Below are 16,893 nucleotides of genomic sequence, written 5' to 3' on the forward strand. Positions count from 1 at the left end.
AAAGGTTAGGAGTCAATGTTTCCACTCAGTTAGTCAGTTAAGGAGAGAATTTGCTGCATCACCGACGGAGCGTCCCATTCCAACTCACCCTGGACACGAAAACGCAACTGTCCCTCGGGATCCACCACATAGGTCGTCGGCAAACCGCGCAGCGGCCAGGTCTGCGTCACCTGAGCGCCAGGATCGAGCAACAGCGGAAAACTCACCCCTACCGCGCGGGCAAACTCAGCGACCGTCGCGGCGTCTTCATCGACATTGATTGCGACGAATTGCACGCCCTGATCGCGCAAGTGCTGCCAGGCGCGCTCCATGGACGGCATCTCAGCACGACAGGGCGGACACCAGGTGGCCCAAAAATTGACCACCACCACTTTGCCACGCAGATCCTCCAGCACCACGCGAGTCTCAGCAGGCGTTTGCAGATCGAACCCCGGCGCCGGCGCCACACTTGGCATGGGATCAAGCCGCTCATCCTCAGCCAGCACCGCTGTCGCCACACCAAAGCACACCACCATTTCAAGCCCAAGCAGCCACAACGGGCAAGAAGTGCTGAACCGCTTCGATAGTTTCCAAGCCATAATCGTGAATTGCTCCAAATAACGACTGAGTCTGAGGTATTCTCACAAGAAAATGATGCCAAACAGAGCATTGTGTGGCAATTTCGGCGGAAAAATGCGCCTGCATGGCGTTGAAATGGGTTCGCGACCAGTCGCCAACCAGAGGCTCCTATGCATGCACTGAAGATTCTACACCGCCTGGACGTGGAACCGACTTGCGCTACCGCATCGAACAGGCTGATCGTCTACCAGATAACCGCCATGCTGGACGCCATAGCTGTTATCGCGGCAATACTTGAACGAAAGCGCTTCCGAGCAGTTACCGAGGCCAAAGCTCAAATTCGCGTTCCTTCGCGCTCCAGCCGCCGCATCCCATTCTTCAAATAACGATCCACACAGGTACTCATGATGGCGGCGGAATTCAGTAGCAGGCCCATGCGGATCCTGGTGGCGCCCGATTCCTTTAAAGGAAGCATGAGCGCGACTGTCTTTTGTGATATCGCCCGGCAAGTGTTCAGCCGCTGCCTGTCCGGTTGCGAAGTGCCTGGTTGCGAGATGCTGGGTCTACCGATGGCAGATGGTGGCGAGGGGACCGCCGAGGCGCTGGTGAGAGGCACCGGCGGCGAACTACGTGCGCTCACTGTGACTGGCCCCATGAGAACCCCGGTCGCAGCCAGTTATGGTCTGCTCGGCGACGGTCGGACTGCGGTGGTGGAGATGGCGCAGGCTTCGGGACTGCCGTTGGTGCCGTCGCAGCAGCGTGACCCGCTACAAGCGACTTCCTATGGCACCGGCGAACTGATCGTCGAGGCGCTGCGCCAGGGCGCCGGGCACATCATCCTGGCACTGGGCGGATCGGCAACCAATGATGGCGGCATGGGAGCGCTACAGGCGTTGGGTGTGCGCTTCCTGGATCACACCGGCGCTCCGGTGGCGCCAATCGCCGAGGCGCTGATGCAGATCCGGTCGGTGGTTGTTGACGATCTTCAGGCCAGACTGGGCTCAACCCGTTTGACTATCGCGTCGGACGTGACCAACCCCCTGCTTGGTAAGCGCGGCGCAACCGCAGTCTATGGCCCGCAGAAAGGGGCTGACGCCAGGACCCGACGACACTTGGAACAGGGTTTGGCGCATTTTGCCGATCTCACTGACCAGACGACCAGCACCGATTATCGTGACCAGCCTGGCTCGGGAGCGGCTGGCGGCATGGGATACGGGTTCTTGAGTTATCTTGGCGCCACGCTGCGCAGTGGTTTTGCTGTCGTTGCTGAAACCTACGGCTTGGAGCAGCGGCTGCAAGAAAACCATTGGGATCTGCTGATCACTGGCGAGGGGCAGGTTGATGTCCAAAGCGTGCAGGGCAAGCTGGTCGGACGCTTGGCCGCGCTGGGGCAGGCACACCAGATCCCCGTTCTGGTCTTAACCGGCTCAATCCGTGGTGACCTGGATGAGCTATACCGCTGTGGCGTGACCAGCGTGTCCAGTATCGTTGAAGGACCCATGTCGCTGAAGCAGGCGATGGAACAAGCCCCACTGCTGTTGCGGCGGCGCCTGACCGACCTGTGCCGATTGTGGAGAATTAGGCGCTTAAGCGATCCCGTCAGCCGGGCTATGTAGCGCCCGTCGCGGCTTGCTGTGCTGTGAAGATTAGGTGGGTAGCATGGGGCAGAGGCCGAAGCATCCAACCCACGACCCACTCACCCAAATCTCTATAGGCGTTTGCGAATGGTCTCGATGGAATCTGGTAATCCCAGGTTCTCTTTCACCAATCCGGCCAACTCGCGTTTGCTGGCTTTTCTCGTTCGTGTCGCTTGAATTTTTTCGCCTTCAACCCGCCATCGTTCCTTTTCGGTGGCGCGCTCCTCGGATTTTTCTCGATTCCGATGGGTGAACTTCTTGCGTTTCTTGTGCTCCGCACGCTCAAGGGATAAATCCGACGCGATACCGGGCTCGATCTCTGCGACCGTGGTCTCGGAAAGGTGTGAACATTGACGCTCGGCAAGGTCTTGCATGGCCTGAGGCCAGTGGACTCTCGGCCAATAGTAGCTGTTCAATCCAAGATGCCGACAGGTCTCAGCGTAGTTGTCTTCGTTGACCCATAAATCACCGAGCGGCACGCGATTATGTTTAGAAACAAGAACAATCTTTCGCTGCCAAATCGCTGCCTCGCGTAAGATATCGTCGATGGTTTGGTTGTGAAGCAAGTCCCGGCGGGCGTCAAGGAGCGCTCGGTACTCCTGTTCTGCTGCAAGCAGCGCGGGAGCAAGATCTTCGCGTGAAACGGGTTGAGTGTTGTGGTCAAAAGGCGTTAAGCCATGGTCGAGAAGCAACGTCAAAGTATCGAACGGCGCGTCTGTCTCCAAGGTTATCTTCAACATGCAGAAAAACCAGATAAACTGAATCGAACGCAGTTGTTCACGTATCCGAGCCGTTTCGAGTGTTGTGGTCACGGCATCAGCCCTCGACAAAGATAGCCGCATTCATCTGTTCCACCACATCGCGAGATAGGATGCGGTGGAGTGGCGCAGATCAATCGGGGCGCCTTTCATGCAGGACAATCTGCTTGGCTTGCAGACCGACATCCTTCCAGGTCACCCCCATCCAGTCGCCTCAGCAATCAAGGCCGGGGTGCAATCTGCTAGGGCATGGCACCCAAGCTCAGCTTTCCACCAGGCAAGCTGCTGGCACTAGGAACCTTGCGTCTTGACCTTCTTGGTGGGCAGAACATCACGCATGTAGCGATCCACCAGATCAGCCAGGGTATGGCGTTTGGTCTTGGCGGCCTTGAAGTGGTGGCGACCGCGCTTAATATCGGTTTTGGTCTCTTTTGCCCACTGGCGAGCATCGGTCAGTCAAGCTTATTGTGGCTGAGTGCGCCACAGGCACAGAAAAGGGCTTAGCTTTGCGGCTAAGCCCTTGTTTTATTTGGTGCGCCCTGTGCGACTCGAACGCACGACCACCTGATTAAAAGTCAGATGCTCTACCAACTGAGCTAAGGGCGCATTGGATACTGAGCGGCTTAGTATAGCGGATTCAGAGATGGTGCGCAAAATCTGGTTTTGCACGGCTGATACGGCTGGCACAACTGATACGACGGTTCGAGGCGATGGCCGTCAGTTGTTGTGGCGCGGTGGCTTTTTTCTGCGGGAGGGACTTGATTGATGCGATTGTGAGTACAATCGCTGGAGTTTGGGAATCTTGTCTAATCCATGCGGGGTGAGAATATGATGAAGACCGCTGAAGTGCTGGAAGCTTTCGAGTTGCTGGAGAACTGGGAGGCGCGTTATGAGTTTATCGATGACTTGGGTCGGGGGGAGCTGCTACCGCTGGCTGAGCGTGAGCGGACTGAAGCGAATCTAGTGCAGGGTTGTAACACGCGCACTTGGCTGACCGGGAGCCTGGTCGGGGATGATCCGGCGGTGATTGAGTTCCGTGCTGAGGCTGAGACGCCCCTGGTGCGAGGTCTGGTGGCCTTACTGCTGGTGCCCTTTCAGCGCCAGCCGCCGCATGCGGTGTTGGCGACTGATCCCTCGGAATATATCAACGGACTCGGGCTCAAGGAGCATCTGAGCGGCAATCGTCAGGCGGGTATGGAGCATTTTATTGAGCGCGTGTATACGATTGCGCGCGGTCTAGGAGGTGCATGAGCGATGTCAATGCCAAGAGATGCTAGCCATGCGCATTGTTGAAGTCATTGCACCGGCACGCCATGCGAAAGAGCTGATGGCAATGGCGCGCTTTTATGGTGCGGAAGATTGCTGGTGGGGGGCACTCAGTCCTGATGACCGTCAGGCGTTGCGCATGCTGGTGCCAGATCGCGCCCGCCAGCAATTGCTCGATGGGCTGCAAAGCCTGCTTGACAAGGAAGAGGGCGGGCGCATTGTGATTCAAACCGTGAATGCGACCCTGCCACGTGCCGAGGCCGGAGATGAAGAGTCAGCCGAAAATAAGCGCAATTCAGTGGCCCAGACTCGCGAGGAATTGTATACGGAAATAGCCAAGGGCGCGCAACTTGATCGGAACTTTTTGCTGTTGGTCGTGCTCTCGACCGTGGTCGCGTCCATTGGTCTGGCGGAGGATAATGTCGCCGTGGTGGTGGGGGCCATGGTGATTGCGCCCTTGCTGGGGCCGAATATCGCGTTTGCCTTTGCCACCTCCCTGGGGGACCGGCGTCTGTCGGTGCAGGCGCTCGCCGCCGGTGGGGCCGGGCTGGGTCTGGCGTTGTTGCTGGCCTTACTGATTGGCCTGATCTGGCCCATTAACCTGGACAGTCATGAAATCATGACCCGCACTGAGGTCGGACTGGACAGTGTGGCCCTAGCGCTGGCCTCCGGGACTGCGGCCGTGCTGTCGCTGACCACCGGACTCTCCTCGGCCCTGGTGGGGGTGATGGTGGCGGTGGCCTTGCTGCCGCCGGTTGCGGTCATGGGCTTGCAGTTGGGCCACGGTCGTTGGGAGCTGGCGCTGGGGGCCGGGCTGCTGTTGGCAGTCAATATTGTATGCGTGCTGCTGTCCGCCAAGGTGGTGTTTCTGATCAAGGGCGTGCACCCGCGCGGCTGGATTGAAACACGCAAAGCCAAGTATTCGATGTCGTTTTATATTGCGCTCTGGGCGATTCTGTTGGCGATCCTGATTAGCGCCATGTTGCTGCGCAGCTCGCTGAGCACCTTGGTGGAGAATGCGGTCCTGTAACGCGGAACCTGTAAACAGAAAAATAGAATGAGTGTCTCGGGCACAAATCAGGCGCGCTCAATCGGGAAAGCGAGCACCTGATCAATACGCTCGGCACCGCAGGCCAGCATCAGCAGGCGGTCAAGGCCCAGCGCCACGCCAGCGCTCTCGGGCAGACCGGCCTCAAGTGCAGCGAGGAACTGCTCGTCCTGCGCCACCGGCGCAAGCCCTGAGGCGGCACGCACCGCTTGATCCTCGGCGAACCGCTGCCGCTGTTGCGCCGCATCGGTCAATTCCTGAAAACCATTGGCCAGCTCGATGCCTTGCCAATAGAGTTCAAAGCGCTGAGCATGGGGCGGATCATCCTCGCTCAGTCGCGCCAGGGCGGCTTGGCTGGGTGGATAGTCCTGCACAAAGCTCAGGCCGTGTTGGCCCAGCTGTGGTTCCAGGCAATGGGTCAGCAGGAAATCGAGCCAGGCATCGGTATCCAGCTTGAGTCCAGCGCCCAGGCCGCGCGCCTGCGCCACGGCCTGCAACTCGCGTGGCGAACAATGCCAGGGATCGATGTCCAGTCCGCATTGGAACAGCTCCCGATAGCGGATGAATTCCACTGGCAGTTCCAGCGGGGGCTTCGGCGGTAACTCCAGTCGATGCAGCAGATCGTGCACCAGATCGGCGACCTCCTGCATCAGCGCGCTCAGAGTCCAGCCCGGCCGGTACCATTCCAGCAGCGTAAACTCCGGATGATGCAGGCGCCCACGCTCGCCATCCCGAAACACCCGGCAGATTTGATAGATCGGCCCAAGACCAGACGCCAGCAGGCGTTTCATGGGCAGTTCCGGCGAGGTGTGCAGCCAGTAGCCCAGCCCCGCCACACGCATGGAGGCCAGCGCTGGGTCGGTGGTAGCTGCTTGTGACAGCATGGGGGTTTCCACCTCCAGCACCTCACGCGCGGCAAAGAAGGCGCGAATCCCGGCCAACATCTGCGCCCGCGCCCGCAACACTGGCTGCGCGGCGCTCGGACGCCAGGCATTCAGGTCCACCTGAGCCGGCTGGGGTACCCGCTTATTCGTCTCGGGCGCGGGACACATAGGCGCCGGTGCGGGTATCGACCTTAATCATCTCCCCTATTTGCACAAACAGCGGCACATTCACCACGGCGCCGGTTTCCAGCGTGGCCGGCTTGCCACCGCCACCCGAGGTATCCCCCTTCAGTCCCGGGTCGGTTTCGGTGATCTCCAGCACAACGAAGTTGGGTGGCTCGACGCTCAGGGGCACACCGTTCCAGAGCGTGACCGAGCACATATCCTGCTCCTTGATCCATTTCACCGCCTCGCCCACGGCAGCTTCATCGGCGGCGAGTTGCTCGAAGGTCTCCGGGTGCATGAAATGCCAGACTTCGCCATCATTGTAGAGATACTGCAACTCGGTATCATGCACGTCAGCCGCTTCGACGGAATCACCGGACTTGAAGGTCCGCTCCACGACGCGCCCGGTTTTGAGGTTTTTAATCTTTACCCGGTTGAAGGCCTGCCCCTTGCCGGGTTTGACGAATTCGTTCTCGACGATATTGTATGGATCGCCGTCGAGCATGATCTTCAACCCGCCTTTGAATTCATTGGTTTTGTAGCTTGCCATGGAAACTCCTAAGCACTGGCGCCGACTCCCGGCCCCGAGGACTTACTCCACCAGCGGCTGTTCGCTGCTGGTGGCCTCGGGAGGAATCTGGGCGCGTTTGATTCGCGATGTTTAAGGTCTGCGCCCAATGGTAGCGCGAAGCCGGCGCCAATGGCAGACGCAACCGCCATCAGGCACCTGGCAAACCGAGTTGCGTGCGAGCCACCGCGACCTGCCGAGCCTGTGCCAGGCACTTGATCTGGACCCGGCGCTGGCTGCACGCGGGCGCCAAGCGGCGGACGCTTATGCGCTGTGCGCACCGCACGCCTGGCTGGAGCTGATCGAGCCGGGCAACCCGGAAGATCCCCTGTTGCGTCAGATTCTGCCTACCGCTGAGGAAACCCGGACGCACCCTGATTTTGGCCTCGATCCAGTCGGGGATCAGAGCGCCCGGCAGAGCCCCAACCTGCTGTGCAAATATGCAGGACGCGCGCTCTTGCTGGTGACCAGCGCCTGTGCCATCCACTGCCGCTATTGCTTTCGGCGCCATTTTCCCTTTGCCGCCAGTCTGAACCACCGCGCCCTGGCCAAACGCGCCCTGGCCGCCATCGCCGCCCGCCCAGACATTCATGAAGTTATCCTGAGTGGCGGCGATCCTTTGCTGTTGAATGACCACAGCCTGCACGACCTGCTGCAGGGACTTGAGGCCATTGATCACGTCCAGCGCATCCGCCTGCACAGTCGCCTGCCGATTGCCCTACCCAGTCGCATTGATGAAAATCTGTGTCATCTGCTTGGGCACGGTCGGCGGTCCCGGGTACTACCCCTGGTGCTAGTGGTGCAATGCAATCATCCGCGTGAGCTGGGCGAGGCCACCAGCGCGGCCCTAACCCGCTTAGGTCGCGCTGGCGTTCGATTACTAAACCAAAGCGTGTTACTACGCGGTGTCAATGACAGTCCCGAGATTCTGCATGCCCTGAGCGAACAACTGTTTGCCCTCGGTGTGATGCCCTACTATTTGCACCAGCTGGATCGCGTCGCTGGCAGCGCGCACTTTGAAGTCCCGCTTGGCGACTGTGCTACCTTAAGTGAGCAGCTGCGCGCACAACTGCCGGGTTATCTGCTGCCACGGATGGTCAGTGAAACCATTGGTGCGAACAGCAAAACCCCTCTTGAGCACACGTTGATGACCGGCGCGAAAGACACTCGCGAAGAATGGGGTGCGGGTATAACATGACCGCTGACATTCAAACCCCTGCGGTGCCCGCGTCCGCTTTGCTGGTCGCGCCACACTCAGCGCCCTATTTACAGATGGCACAGGTTGGGAGATGGCCAGTCCGCCAAAACACCTTCAACTCCTGATTCTCGCGGCTGCCGCTGCGGAAGCCGAGGCCATGCTGGCGGTACTCAAGCGCGCCCAGCTGCCGGTGCGTGGCGCATTTTCCCACAACCCCAAGAGCCTGATTCGGGCCAACCAAAGTGATCTGATCCTCGCCTGCATGGGGCCGACAATCTCCGCAACAGAGGTTGTCGCCGCCTATGCGGAAATCGACCAGCGCATTCCGCTGATCGTCATTGCACCACCTGGCGAGCAAGACGCTGCCGCTCTGCAACTGCTGCACGCTGGCGCCCATGGCCTGCTCACCCCCGCCGATGAGGGGGGGCTGATCCGGGCCGTGAAGCGCGAATGGAAAATCTGGAACACCGCCTATCAGGCCAAGCTGCTTAAAGAGCGTCTGAGGCGCAGCGAACGGCATCTGCAAGCGCTGCTGAAAGCCGGGGCCGAGGCGCGGCCACCAGGCCAAGGGGGCGCAACTGAGCGTCAGGCCTTTGACCCGCAAGAAGCCTATCGTTCACTGCTCGGAGCGCCAGACAACACCGGTTCCTCCCACGGCGGCCTGATGGATTTGCTGCCTGCCGAGTATCGCGAGTCGCTCGAACCGCTGCTTGCAGGGCAGCCCAAGGATCAGCCCGATGCGCAATCAGGTACACAATCGGGTGCGCAATCAGATGCTCAAGAGGCTCAATCCGATGAACCATCTAACGATCGCAGCGATGCGCCGGTGGGCCAGGCGTCCAAGTCAGCTCCGCAATCTGACCTGCCTGCGGAACCCGACCTGCGGTTAAAACCCAGTGGCGCGACATCGCCCCCGATGCCGGCGGCTCCTCCACCAAGCGACGACCTGACGCACGAGCCCTTGGAGCTACAGCCGGCGTCGCAGCCAGCCGCGCCGCCCAGCCCGGATGGCGAACTCCCGCCGCTCACGCTCGCAACCAGCGAAGAGCCTTTGCCGGATCTGGACGAGCAACCCCAGGTATTGTCCGGACGCGAACTCAGCGACGACGAGCTGATCGCGCAGATCGAGCGCGCGCTCAAGACCGATGGCTTCAAGCTCGCTTATCAGCCATTGGTCAGTCTGCGTGGCGACAGCCAGGAACGCTACAGCGTGCTGCTGCGGCTGCTGGATGACAATCGCAGCTTTCGCGCAGCAGACGACCTGCTGGAACCCGCTGCACGCTCAGGCAAGCTGCCCGAGGTTGATCGCTGGGTGATTCAACAGGCGATGCGCGAGCTCAGCGAACGGCGCCGGCTCGGGCATCGCGCGCATTTTCTACTCAGCCTGTCTGCGGCGCTGTTGCAAGACCAGGAGCTGCTGATCTGGATCTGCGACCAGCTGCGCCAGCACAGCATCCGCGGCAACTGGCTCAGCTTTCAAATTCAGGAAAATGATGCCCGCAACCTGGGCGATACCGCCTTTCAGCTGGCCTCGGGACTGCGACAAGTCAAAAGCCAACTGGTCATCGGTAACTTCGGTTCCAACACCGACTCGGAGCTCATGCTCAACGACTTCCCGCTCGATTTTGTGCGCCTCGCGCCATCTCTGACCCAAAACCTTGACAGCGATGACCTTAAGCAGGGCCACCTCAAGCATCTCATTGATGTCGCACAACAGCACCACATTAAAACCCTGGTCGGCCATATTGAAGATGAACACACGCTTGCCAAGGTCTGGAGTGCTGGCGCGGATTATGTGCAGGGCAAGTTACTGGGCCGTCCCTCATCAATCTTTGAATTGAACGACTGAAAACACTGTCCTGCACTGCACTGTCTGGTCCGACCGGCCGGCTACGGCCAGTTCTCCGCAACTCCGCAAGCACAGAGGGCTGCGCAGCTAGGGCAAAAGGGTGTTGTTGGCCGCACCCAGCGGCACATGCCCGGTTGCCACCAGGGAGCTGGCATCCTGGCAGTGGACTTCCTGATCGTCGAAGAAAATATCCGCGTCGAAAGCCTTCAGGAAACGCCCTTTGCTCAGACCGCTGAGGAACAGGGCCTCATCGATGCGGATCTCCCAAGCCCGCAGCGTGCGAATCACCCGCTCATGCGAGGGGGCGCCGCGTGCGGTAATCAAGGCCGTGCGCAAGGGCGACTCCGCCGCCGGAAAAATGGTTTGAATGCGCTGCAACGCCAGTAAAAACCCCTTAAAGGGCCCATCGGATAAGGGCTCGCGTGCGGCCGCCACCTCATTGGCGTTGAAGGCATCAAGCCCATCGCGGCGAAAAATCCGCTCCGACTCGTCCGAGAAGAGCACGGCATCGCCATCGAACGCAATGCGCAACTGATCGTCGCTGCGGGCCGCCGCAAAGGGTGGATTGGCCCAGATGGTCGCTGCCGCGCAACCAGCCAGCAACGCCTGGCGCACATCGCTGGGGTCGGCTGACAAAAACAGATGGGCCCCAAAGGCCGCCACATAGCGATAAGGGCTGGCACCGCTGGTAAAGGCCGCGCGGGCAATCTCAAGCCCATAGTGGTGGATAGAGTTGAAGACCCGCAGCCCGGTGTCAGTGCTGTTGCGTGACAGCAGGATGACATCCACCTGGCCGCGCTCGCCAAGGCGATCATTCAGTGCCAGCAGTTTTTTTACCAGGGAAAAAGCCACGCCCGGTTCAAGCACATCGCTTTCGTGCGCGACCTGATACTCGCGATAGGCGGCGACTCCCTGGTCTTCAAACACCCGATGGGATTCAGCCAGATCAAAGAGCGCCCGCGACGAAATAGCAACGACCAGGCGTATCGGGCGTGGTGTCTCCGGCGCGCTGTCAGCCGAGTCGCCGGCCATGACTGCGGGACTGCCGCTCATGGAAGCGGCCGGTTACCAGGGCATCATGCCATTCATAAAGTTCATTGGCCGGCTGATGCTACGGTTCATCACCCCGAGGTCATCGCGCATGACGGCGGTAGTAAAGGTCATGGAGCGCACCGACGCTTGCATGCTGTCAAGATTCTTCAGCATGGGTTCGAGGGTTTGTGTGTGGCCTTCCATCAATTCCACTGAGTTGGCCATATTGCGCACGTTATTGCTAATTAGCACCATATTATCCGACACTGACTGCATATTGCTGGCCAGTACCGTCATGTTGGAATCAACGCTAATGGCAAGATAGTGCACGTCCTTGGCCAAACTAAACACCAGATAAAAGCCATAGGCCGCCAGAATAATAAAGGCAAACAGCGAGGGGTAAACAATCAGCTCCCAACGTCTTGCGCTGGTCTCAAAGGCCTGCGACAAGCGGTCAACTGCAAAGGCATTGTCACGAGCTGCCGAGGAACTGTCGTTGGTGGCAACGTCTTTGTCCTCTTGCGCCGATGAATCCTCAGCGGATGCCGGCGACTGCGATGCGTTCTGTTCGTGCGGATATGCCATGTTATTACTACCTTTCCTGTGTCACCGTTTGGCTGTGCATTCCGTCCGGTGCCCGACTCCTGACTGATCGGGTGGGACAACATTGAGCCTTAGCACCGCGTTAGCGAAGCAAATGAGGATAAAGCGTAGCCGCCAGGGCGTTAAATTCCTGCGCTGCCTTGCCCCGTGGTTCCAGCTCAAACACCGCCAGCCCCTCGCTGAAGGAGCGCCGAAACACCGTGCGCTGAGACAGGCGGCCGCGCATAAAAGTCAGCCCTTTCAAGGAGATCAGGGCCGCAGCGGCCTCGTCCGTCTCACGTACCCCATGATGAGTGTCGCCGCGATTGATGAAGCCGAGCACTTCCGGTCCCGGTCCCACACGTTCCACGGACTCCACCAGCTGCAAAAAGCGCTGCGTTGACCAAATATCCGCTTGTGAGGGCGGCACCGGCACCAACACCCGCTCGCATAATGACAGCGCCTGGCGCACGGCCGCCATGTCCGAAGTGCCGATGTCGATCAGGGTTTCCGCAGCCTCGTCCTCAGCCAGCGCCGCTTCATTGAGCCTGGCGCCATCCTGAATGCTCAGCGTGGGCTTGAAGCCTTCCTCAATGCGAACCTGGTTGACATCAGTCAGGGTGGCCTGGGGGTCGGCATCAATCAGCTGAACTTTAACCTTGGCCAAAGCGAGCCAGACGCCGAGGTTAAAGGTCAGGGTGCTTTTGCCCGATCCGCCTTTTAAGGACCCTACAACAGTGATCACGACATTCTCCTTGCAAACCTCCTAGGCCTAGGGATCGAGCGGACGAAAACGATACTGGGTACCGTCCGCCGTCCCGGGTTGCCGTGCCTTGAGTCGGTCATCCTCGCGAAACCGATAGTTGCCCAAGTCATCACCCTGTAGCTCCGGATCCGTCCAGGTGGGCGTCGGAGCGGCCCTGGCGTCCTGGCCCCGGAAGCGGTAAACCGCTGCCGGGTCGAGCGGATACCCGTCCGATCCCTGGTATTCATCCGGTCTCCAAGTATCGGGTATCCTACGCTGTTCGCTGGATGTCGGCCATGGGGCCTGGTAGTAGCGGTCAGCCTGAGCTGACTCAGAGGAGTACCAGTCAGTGGTGTCCTGGCGAGGATAGGCCGGTGCCTGGGCTTCATAAGGGGCGATCTCGCCGGCACGATAGGATCCCGGATCGACGTACTTCGGGTTGTTTGAATAGGGATCCCAGGCTTGGGCTATCGGCACGGCTGCTCCCAGGACGCCGGCACAGACCAACAGCCCCCGCAGCGTTGCTCCCCGCCAGCCCGGCGGATGACAATCGCGCGCCCTCATGAGTCGCTGCCACTTCCCTGGTCATCGTCCGTCTTCAGGCGAATGCCGCGCCGGGTGGTTTTTTTGCGCGTACTGCTGGCGGCTGACTTCTTGGCCGGAGCCTTGGTCGCATGCTCATCTGCAGTGGATGCAGACTCCCCGGCACTGGAGGCCGACGCCTTGGGCTTAGGCTTGGTTTTGCGTGTCGTGCTGCTAGCGCGGGTGGTTTTTTTGGTCGTCGCCTTGCCGGTGGCAGCGCGACTGCTTGAGCTTTTGCGCGCTGGCGCTGCTGCTTCTGAAGTGTCACTGGCAGCGGCGGTGGGCTCAATACCCTCATTGGGCTCAGCGGCATCAACATCGGCATCAGCGGTGGCACCGCTCGCCGCGCTTCGCGCCTCCGACTCCGCTTCCGCCCGAACTCTGAGGGCATTGCGACTAGGCTTGGTTTCTGCCGGTGGTGGTGTCGGTTTCTCAGGCGCAGCACTTGCACCAGGCTTGTTTTTCTGCACGGCGCTGTAGAGCAGCAGCGCCAACCCGCGCAAGGCATAGCCGATCATCAGCAGACCTTCACCGAGATACTTCAGGCGCGAGCGCTTCGCGGGCGCAGCGCCGGTGCCGGCAGTGACTTGTGAAGACGGTGCCGCATCCAGCATGTCCCGAGCACAGGGGATCTCAACTCCAGGCGGTGCGGAGGCCATTGCCACTTCGCAGATGTCCTTGCTCGCCGCCACGCAGCCCAGCGGAATCACAATCAGCGTCAGAATGGTCGAGACCAGCACGCCTGAGGCCAGGGAGATCGCCATCCCCTGAAAGATCGGGTCGGAGAAAATCACACTGGAGCCCGCCACCAGCGCCAGGGCAGTGATCACAATGGGTCGGGTTCGCGTGGTGCAGGCGCGCAACACCGCCTCAACCACAGGCACACCGTTTTGCACCTGACTGACGGAGAAGTCCACCAGCAGTATGGAGTTGCGCACAATGATGCCAGCCAGGGCAATCCAGCCGATCATGGACGTGGCGGTGAATTCGCCGCCAAAGCCGAGCTGAAAAGCGAGAAAATGCGCCGGAATAATGCCCAGCAGGGTGAGTGGAATCGGCGCCATGATGATCAGCGGAATGCGGAAGTTGCCAAACTCCCACACCACCAGAATGTAGATCAGCACCAGCGCGACCCCGAAGGCCGCCCCCATATCGCGGAAGGTCTCGTAGGTGACGGTCCATTCACCGGCCCATTCCCAATTCGATGTCTGATCGCTGGGCGGCGGCCCCAGCCAGTAGCCCTTGGGCTTCACACCGTCAGGGGCACGATAGTTTTTCGCCTCCAGTTCATCGCCGATTTGCAGCATGGCATAAACGGGTGCAGCCAGGGTGCCACCGACATCGGCGACCACATATTCCACCCCGCGCAAATCCTTGCGGTAGATGATGGCTTCTTCCGGCACCCGCTCAAACCGGCCCAGTTCGCGCAGCGGCACGGTGAAACCGGCATCGGACTGAATCGGCAGATCGCCCAGGGTCTCAATCTGGGACCGCTCGGCCAGCGGCACCTGGATGACAATGCGCACCGGCTCATGGCCGGAGATTTGTTTCACATCGCCGAGTTCAGCGCCACCCAGAGCCATTGACAGGTTCTGATTGATGCGATCAACCGAGATTCCACGGCGCACCGCTTTTTCGGTATCAACATGGAAGCGCCAGTAATCGAAGTGGTCGCGCATGTAGCTATCGACATCGCGGGTGCTTTCCGCCTGCTCGAACAGCTCCTCCATCTCGGCAGCGAATTGCCGCCGCACCTGATCCGAGGGGCCATGAATTTCGGCCACGACGGCCTGCAGTACCGGCGGACCGGGTGGCATCTCGACCACCGCAATACGTGCCCCACGCTGCTCAGCCAGGGGTTTGAGCATCTGGCGCGCCGCTACCGCCAATTCATGACTGGAACGGTCGCGCTCGTGCTTGTTGGTCAACTGCACTTGCAGCTCGCCCTGCCAAGGGTCAGAGCGCAAATAGTAGTGGCGCACCATGCCGTTGAAATCGAACGGCCGCGCCGTGCCGGCATAGAGCTGAATCGCCGTAACCTCCGGAAGCGTGCGCAGCCGGTCGGCCATCTGGTTGGCCAGATTGGCGGTCACCGGCAGGGCCGTGCCCTCGGGCATGTCGATTACCACCGAGAACTCCGGCTTATTGTCCAGCGGCAACATCTTCACCGGCACCCAGCTGAAGTAAAAGAAGCTACAGGTGAACAGGAAGGTGCCCCAGAGGGCCAGCTTGAAGGTGGCGCGCTTGCGCTTGTTCTCAATCAACGGGATGAGAATGCGCTGATAGAGCCCTTGCAGACGCTCAGCCTCGCGATGCTCGCGCTTCTCAGCCACCCGTAAATAGCGCATCGACGGACGCAGCCAGTTGGAAATGGCCAGATAGGGCGTGAAGACAAAGGCGGCGAACAGCGAGATCAGCATGGCCACCGAACCGAGCGCCGGAATCGGCTCCATATAGGGTCCCATCATGCCGCTGACAAAGCCCATCGGCAGCAGCGCAGCGATGACGGTAAAGGTGGCCAGAATGGTTGGATTGCCGACCTCGCGCACCGCATCAATGGCGGTGGCCTCGTCGGTCTGGCCCTCTTCGAGCCAGCGGCGGTAGATATTTTCCACCACCACGATGGCATCATCGACCAGAATGCCGATAGAAAAGATGAGCGCGAACAGACTCACCCGGTCGATGGTGTAGTCGGTGATCCAGGCGACGAAAATCGTCATCAGGAGCACCACCGGGATGACCAGCATCACCACAATGGCCGGCTTGAGTGCGCGGAACGCCAGCAACACCAGGACGAAGACAAAGAAGGTCGCCACGAACAGCTTGAAAATCAGCTCGGAGACTTTCTCATCCGCCGTCTCGCCATAGTTGCGGGTGACGCTGACCTCGACATTGTAGGGAATGCGGGTGCCGCGCAGCTCTTCAACCTTCTCAATGATGGCATCGGCCACGGTGACGCCATTGGTCAGCGGCTTCTTGGCGATGGCGATAGTCACCGCCGGCTCGCCGTTGGCGACCATTCCTCCGGGTGCCGCCGGACCGCTGTAGAAGGCCACCATCTGGTCGGCATCTTCCGGTCCCTGGCGCACCCGGCCGAGGTCATGCACATAGACCGGCACTTCGTTGAAGGTGCCGACCACCAGGCGATTGATGTCCTCGGCGCTTTTCAGGAAGGAGCCGGTGGTGACGGAAAAATGCGCCCCGCTGGCCTCCACGCCGCCGGCGGTGGTCTCGGCATTGGCGGTGGTGATGGTGTTGGCCACCTGGCCGAGGCTGATCTGATAGCTTGACAGGCGCTCGGGCCAGACATCCACGGTAATCTGTTCGCGCCGCCCCCCAACAATGAAGCTGTTGCCGGTGTTCTTGACTTCCTTGAGCACTTGCAGCACATCCTGCGCCAGCAGCCGCAACTGGCCGTCATCGACATCCGGGCGCCCGTCGTTGTCGATATCCTTGGACCAAAGCGTCAGGGTCACAATGGGCACGTCGTCGATGCTCTTGGTCTTGACCATGGGCGGCATGACCCCGGGCGGGATCTTGTCCATGTTGGAGGCGATCTTGTCGTTCACCTTGACCAGCGACGGCCCCATCTGTTCGCCGACCTGGAACTCCACGGTGACAATGCCTTGACCGCGCTGAGCGGCGGAGTAGACATGCTTGACGCCGGGGATCTCGCTCATGATGCGCTCCAGCGGCTGCATGGCGAGGTTCGACACCTGCCGCGCCGAGGCGCCGGGATACTGCACCATGATATCGATCATGGGCACCGAGATCTGCGGGTCTTCCTGGCGCGGCGTGGCGATCAGTCCCAGCAGGCCCATGGCCAGCATGGCGACATAGAGCAGCGGCGACAGGGGCGAATGAATAAAGGCCCGGGCGGTCTTGCCGGCCAGGCCAAGATTCTCTGCACTCTGGGAGCCAGCCTCCTCGGGTGCGGCCGTCTGCTTTGGATCTGCGGATCCATCCCCTTGCGGGTGCATCTCATCCTGGCTCATGGGCGTCATCAAACCCTCATTAGTCG

15 protein-coding genes and 1 tRNA gene are annotated in these 16,893 nt (G+C 60.3%); 6 read left to right on the forward strand and 10 right to left on the reverse strand.

What is annotated here, in order from left to right; translation table 11 throughout:
• Positions 1-29 precede the first annotated feature (29 nt).
• The gene (locus CKO36_RS00265) at positions 30-578 is read right to left on the reverse strand and encodes a TlpA family protein disulfide reductase (RefSeq protein WP_200278981.1); all 549 of its coding nucleotides are present in this window, start codon (positions 576-578) and stop codon (positions 30-32) included.
• Between the two features lie 414 nt (positions 579-992).
• Here CKO36_RS00265 and CKO36_RS00270 point away from each other — a divergent pair, with 414 nt between their 5' ends.
• On the forward strand, positions 993-2,174 hold the full coding sequence (locus tag CKO36_RS00270; RefSeq protein WP_275957796.1) for a glycerate kinase: 1,182 nt from the start codon (positions 993-995) through the stop codon (positions 2,172-2,174).
• Positions 2,175-2,266: 92 nt separating this feature from the next.
• On the opposite strand, the gene CKO36_RS00275 is transcribed toward CKO36_RS00270, so the two are convergent.
• On the reverse strand, positions 2,267-3,007 hold the full coding sequence (locus tag CKO36_RS00275) for a hypothetical protein (RefSeq protein ID WP_200278983.1): 741 nt from the start codon (positions 3,005-3,007) through the stop codon (positions 2,267-2,269).
• A 195-nt stretch (positions 3,008-3,202) separates the two neighbouring features.
• On the opposite strand from CKO36_RS00275, the gene CKO36_RS00280 reads away from it, so the two are divergent.
• Positions 3,203-3,457, forward strand: coding sequence for a hypothetical protein (locus tag CKO36_RS00280; RefSeq protein WP_200278985.1), 255 nt, complete (start codon positions 3,203-3,205; stop codon positions 3,455-3,457).
• 26 nt (positions 3,458-3,483) lie between these two features.
• Here CKO36_RS00280 and CKO36_RS00285 read toward each other — a convergent pair.
• Positions 3,484-3,559 (reverse strand) — tRNA-Lys (locus CKO36_RS00285).
• Positions 3,560-3,781: 222 nt separating this feature from the next.
• Here CKO36_RS00285 and CKO36_RS00290 point away from each other — a divergent pair.
• Positions 3,782-4,204 (forward strand): SufE family protein, encoded by a 423-nt coding sequence (locus tag CKO36_RS00290; RefSeq protein ID WP_200278987.1) that lies wholly within the window; start codon positions 3,782-3,784, stop codon positions 4,202-4,204.
• A gap of 28 nt (positions 4,205-4,232) precedes the next feature.
• The gene (locus CKO36_RS00295) at positions 4,233-5,249 is read left to right on the forward strand and encodes a TIGR00341 family protein (protein WP_200278989.1); all 1,017 of its coding nucleotides are present in this window, start codon (positions 4,233-4,235) and stop codon (positions 5,247-5,249) included.
• Between the two features lie 47 nt (positions 5,250-5,296).
• Here the strand turns inward: CKO36_RS00295 and epmA are convergent, their stop codons facing one another.
• Together epmA and efp are read right to left on the reverse strand one after the other, a co-directional pair.
• Entirely contained in the window at positions 5,297-6,319 is a 1,023-nt protein-coding gene (gene epmA / locus CKO36_RS00300) for an EF-P lysine aminoacylase EpmA (protein ID WP_200278991.1), read from the reverse strand.
• Entirely contained in the window at positions 6,294-6,866 is a 573-nt protein-coding gene (gene efp, locus CKO36_RS00305) for an elongation factor P (RefSeq protein ID WP_200278992.1), read from the reverse strand. The genes epmA and efp overlap by 26 nt, the downstream gene beginning before the upstream one ends.
• A gap of 127 nt (positions 6,867-6,993) precedes the next feature.
• Here efp and epmB point away from each other — a divergent pair, with 127 nt between their 5' ends.
• Together epmB and CKO36_RS00315 are read left to right on the forward strand one after the other, a co-directional pair.
• On the forward strand, positions 6,994-8,082 hold the full coding sequence (epmB, locus tag CKO36_RS00310) for an EF-P beta-lysylation protein EpmB (protein ID WP_200278995.1): 1,089 nt from the start codon (positions 6,994-6,996) through the stop codon (positions 8,080-8,082).
• Between the two features lie 91 nt (positions 8,083-8,173).
• Entirely contained in the window at positions 8,174-9,931 is a 1,758-nt protein-coding gene (locus tag CKO36_RS00315) for an EAL domain-containing protein (protein ID WP_200278997.1), read from the forward strand.
• Between the two features lie 87 nt (positions 9,932-10,018).
• Here the strand turns inward: CKO36_RS00315 and CKO36_RS00320 are convergent, their stop codons facing one another.
• From CKO36_RS00320 to CKO36_RS00340, 5 genes are all read right to left on the reverse strand, one after another.
• Positions 10,019-10,963, reverse strand: coding sequence for a 5'-nucleotidase (locus tag CKO36_RS00320; protein WP_200279185.1), 945 nt, complete (start codon positions 10,961-10,963; stop codon positions 10,019-10,021).
• 33 nt (positions 10,964-10,996) lie between these two features.
• Positions 10,997-11,548, reverse strand: coding sequence for a hypothetical protein (locus tag CKO36_RS00325; protein ID WP_242469283.1), 552 nt, complete (start codon positions 11,546-11,548; stop codon positions 10,997-10,999).
• A gap of 100 nt (positions 11,549-11,648) precedes the next feature.
• Positions 11,649-12,290, reverse strand: a complete 642-nt coding sequence (locus CKO36_RS00330) for a nucleotide-binding protein (protein WP_200278999.1) — start codon at positions 12,288-12,290, stop codon at positions 11,649-11,651.
• A 27-nt stretch (positions 12,291-12,317) separates the two neighbouring features.
• Positions 12,318-12,854, reverse strand: a complete 537-nt coding sequence (locus CKO36_RS00335; protein WP_200279001.1) for a hypothetical protein — start codon at positions 12,852-12,854, stop codon at positions 12,318-12,320.
• Positions 12,851-16,867 carry an efflux RND transporter permease subunit gene (locus CKO36_RS00340; RefSeq protein ID WP_420826299.1) on the reverse strand — a complete coding sequence of 1,339 codons (4,017 nt, stop codon included), beginning with the start codon at positions 16,865-16,867 and terminating at the stop codon, positions 12,851-12,853. The genes CKO36_RS00335 and CKO36_RS00340 overlap by 4 nt, the downstream gene beginning before the upstream one ends.
• Positions 16,868-16,893: the final 26 nt, after the last annotated feature.

This window comes from Rhabdochromatium marinum (assembly GCF_016583795.1).
Taxonomy (GTDB): domain Bacteria; phylum Pseudomonadota; class Gammaproteobacteria; order Chromatiales; family Chromatiaceae; genus Rhabdochromatium; species Rhabdochromatium marinum.

What these genes read in the sequence shown, in the direction of transcription:
- CKO36_RS00265 (WP_200278981.1), bottom strand. Translation starts at nt 578, where the DNA reads ATGGCTTGGAAACTATCGAAGCGGTTCAGCACTTCTTGCCCGTTGTGG.
- CKO36_RS00270 (WP_275957796.1), top strand. Translation starts at nt 993, where the DNA reads ATGCGGATCCTGGTGGCGCCCGATTCCTTTAAAGGAAGCATGAGCGCG.
- CKO36_RS00280 (WP_200278985.1), top strand. Translation starts at nt 3,203, where the DNA reads ATGGCACCCAAGCTCAGCTTTCCACCAGGCAAGCTGCTGGCACTAGGA.
- CKO36_RS00290 (WP_200278987.1), top strand. Translation starts at nt 3,782, where the DNA reads ATGATGAAGACCGCTGAAGTGCTGGAAGCTTTCGAGTTGCTGGAGAAC.
- CKO36_RS00295 (WP_200278989.1), top strand. Translation starts at nt 4,233, where the DNA reads ATGCGCATTGTTGAAGTCATTGCACCGGCACGCCATGCGAAAGAGCTG.
- epmA (WP_200278991.1), bottom strand. Translation starts at nt 6,319, where the DNA reads ATGTGTCCCGCGCCCGAGACGAATAAGCGGGTACCCCAGCCGGCTCAG.
- efp (WP_200278992.1), bottom strand. Translation starts at nt 6,866, where the DNA reads ATGGCAAGCTACAAAACCAATGAATTCAAAGGCGGGTTGAAGATCATG.
- epmB (WP_200278995.1), top strand. Translation starts at nt 6,994, where the DNA reads ATGGTAGCGCGAAGCCGGCGCCAATGGCAGACGCAACCGCCATCAGGC.
- CKO36_RS00315 (WP_200278997.1), top strand. Translation starts at nt 8,174, where the DNA reads ATGGCCAGTCCGCCAAAACACCTTCAACTCCTGATTCTCGCGGCTGCC.
- CKO36_RS00320 (WP_200279185.1), bottom strand. Translation starts at nt 10,963, where the DNA reads ATGGCCGGCGACTCGGCTGACAGCGCGCCGGAGACACCACGCCCGATA.
- CKO36_RS00325 (WP_242469283.1), bottom strand. Translation starts at nt 11,548, where the DNA reads ATGGCATATCCGCACGAACAGAACGCATCGCAGTCGCCGGCATCCGCT.
- CKO36_RS00335 (WP_200279001.1), bottom strand. Translation starts at nt 12,854, where the DNA reads ATGAGGGCGCGCGATTGTCATCCGCCGGGCTGGCGGGGAGCAACGCTG.
- CKO36_RS00340 (WP_420826299.1), bottom strand. Translation starts at nt 16,867, where the DNA reads ATGAGCCAGGATGAGATGCACCCGCAAGGGGATGGATCCGCAGATCCA.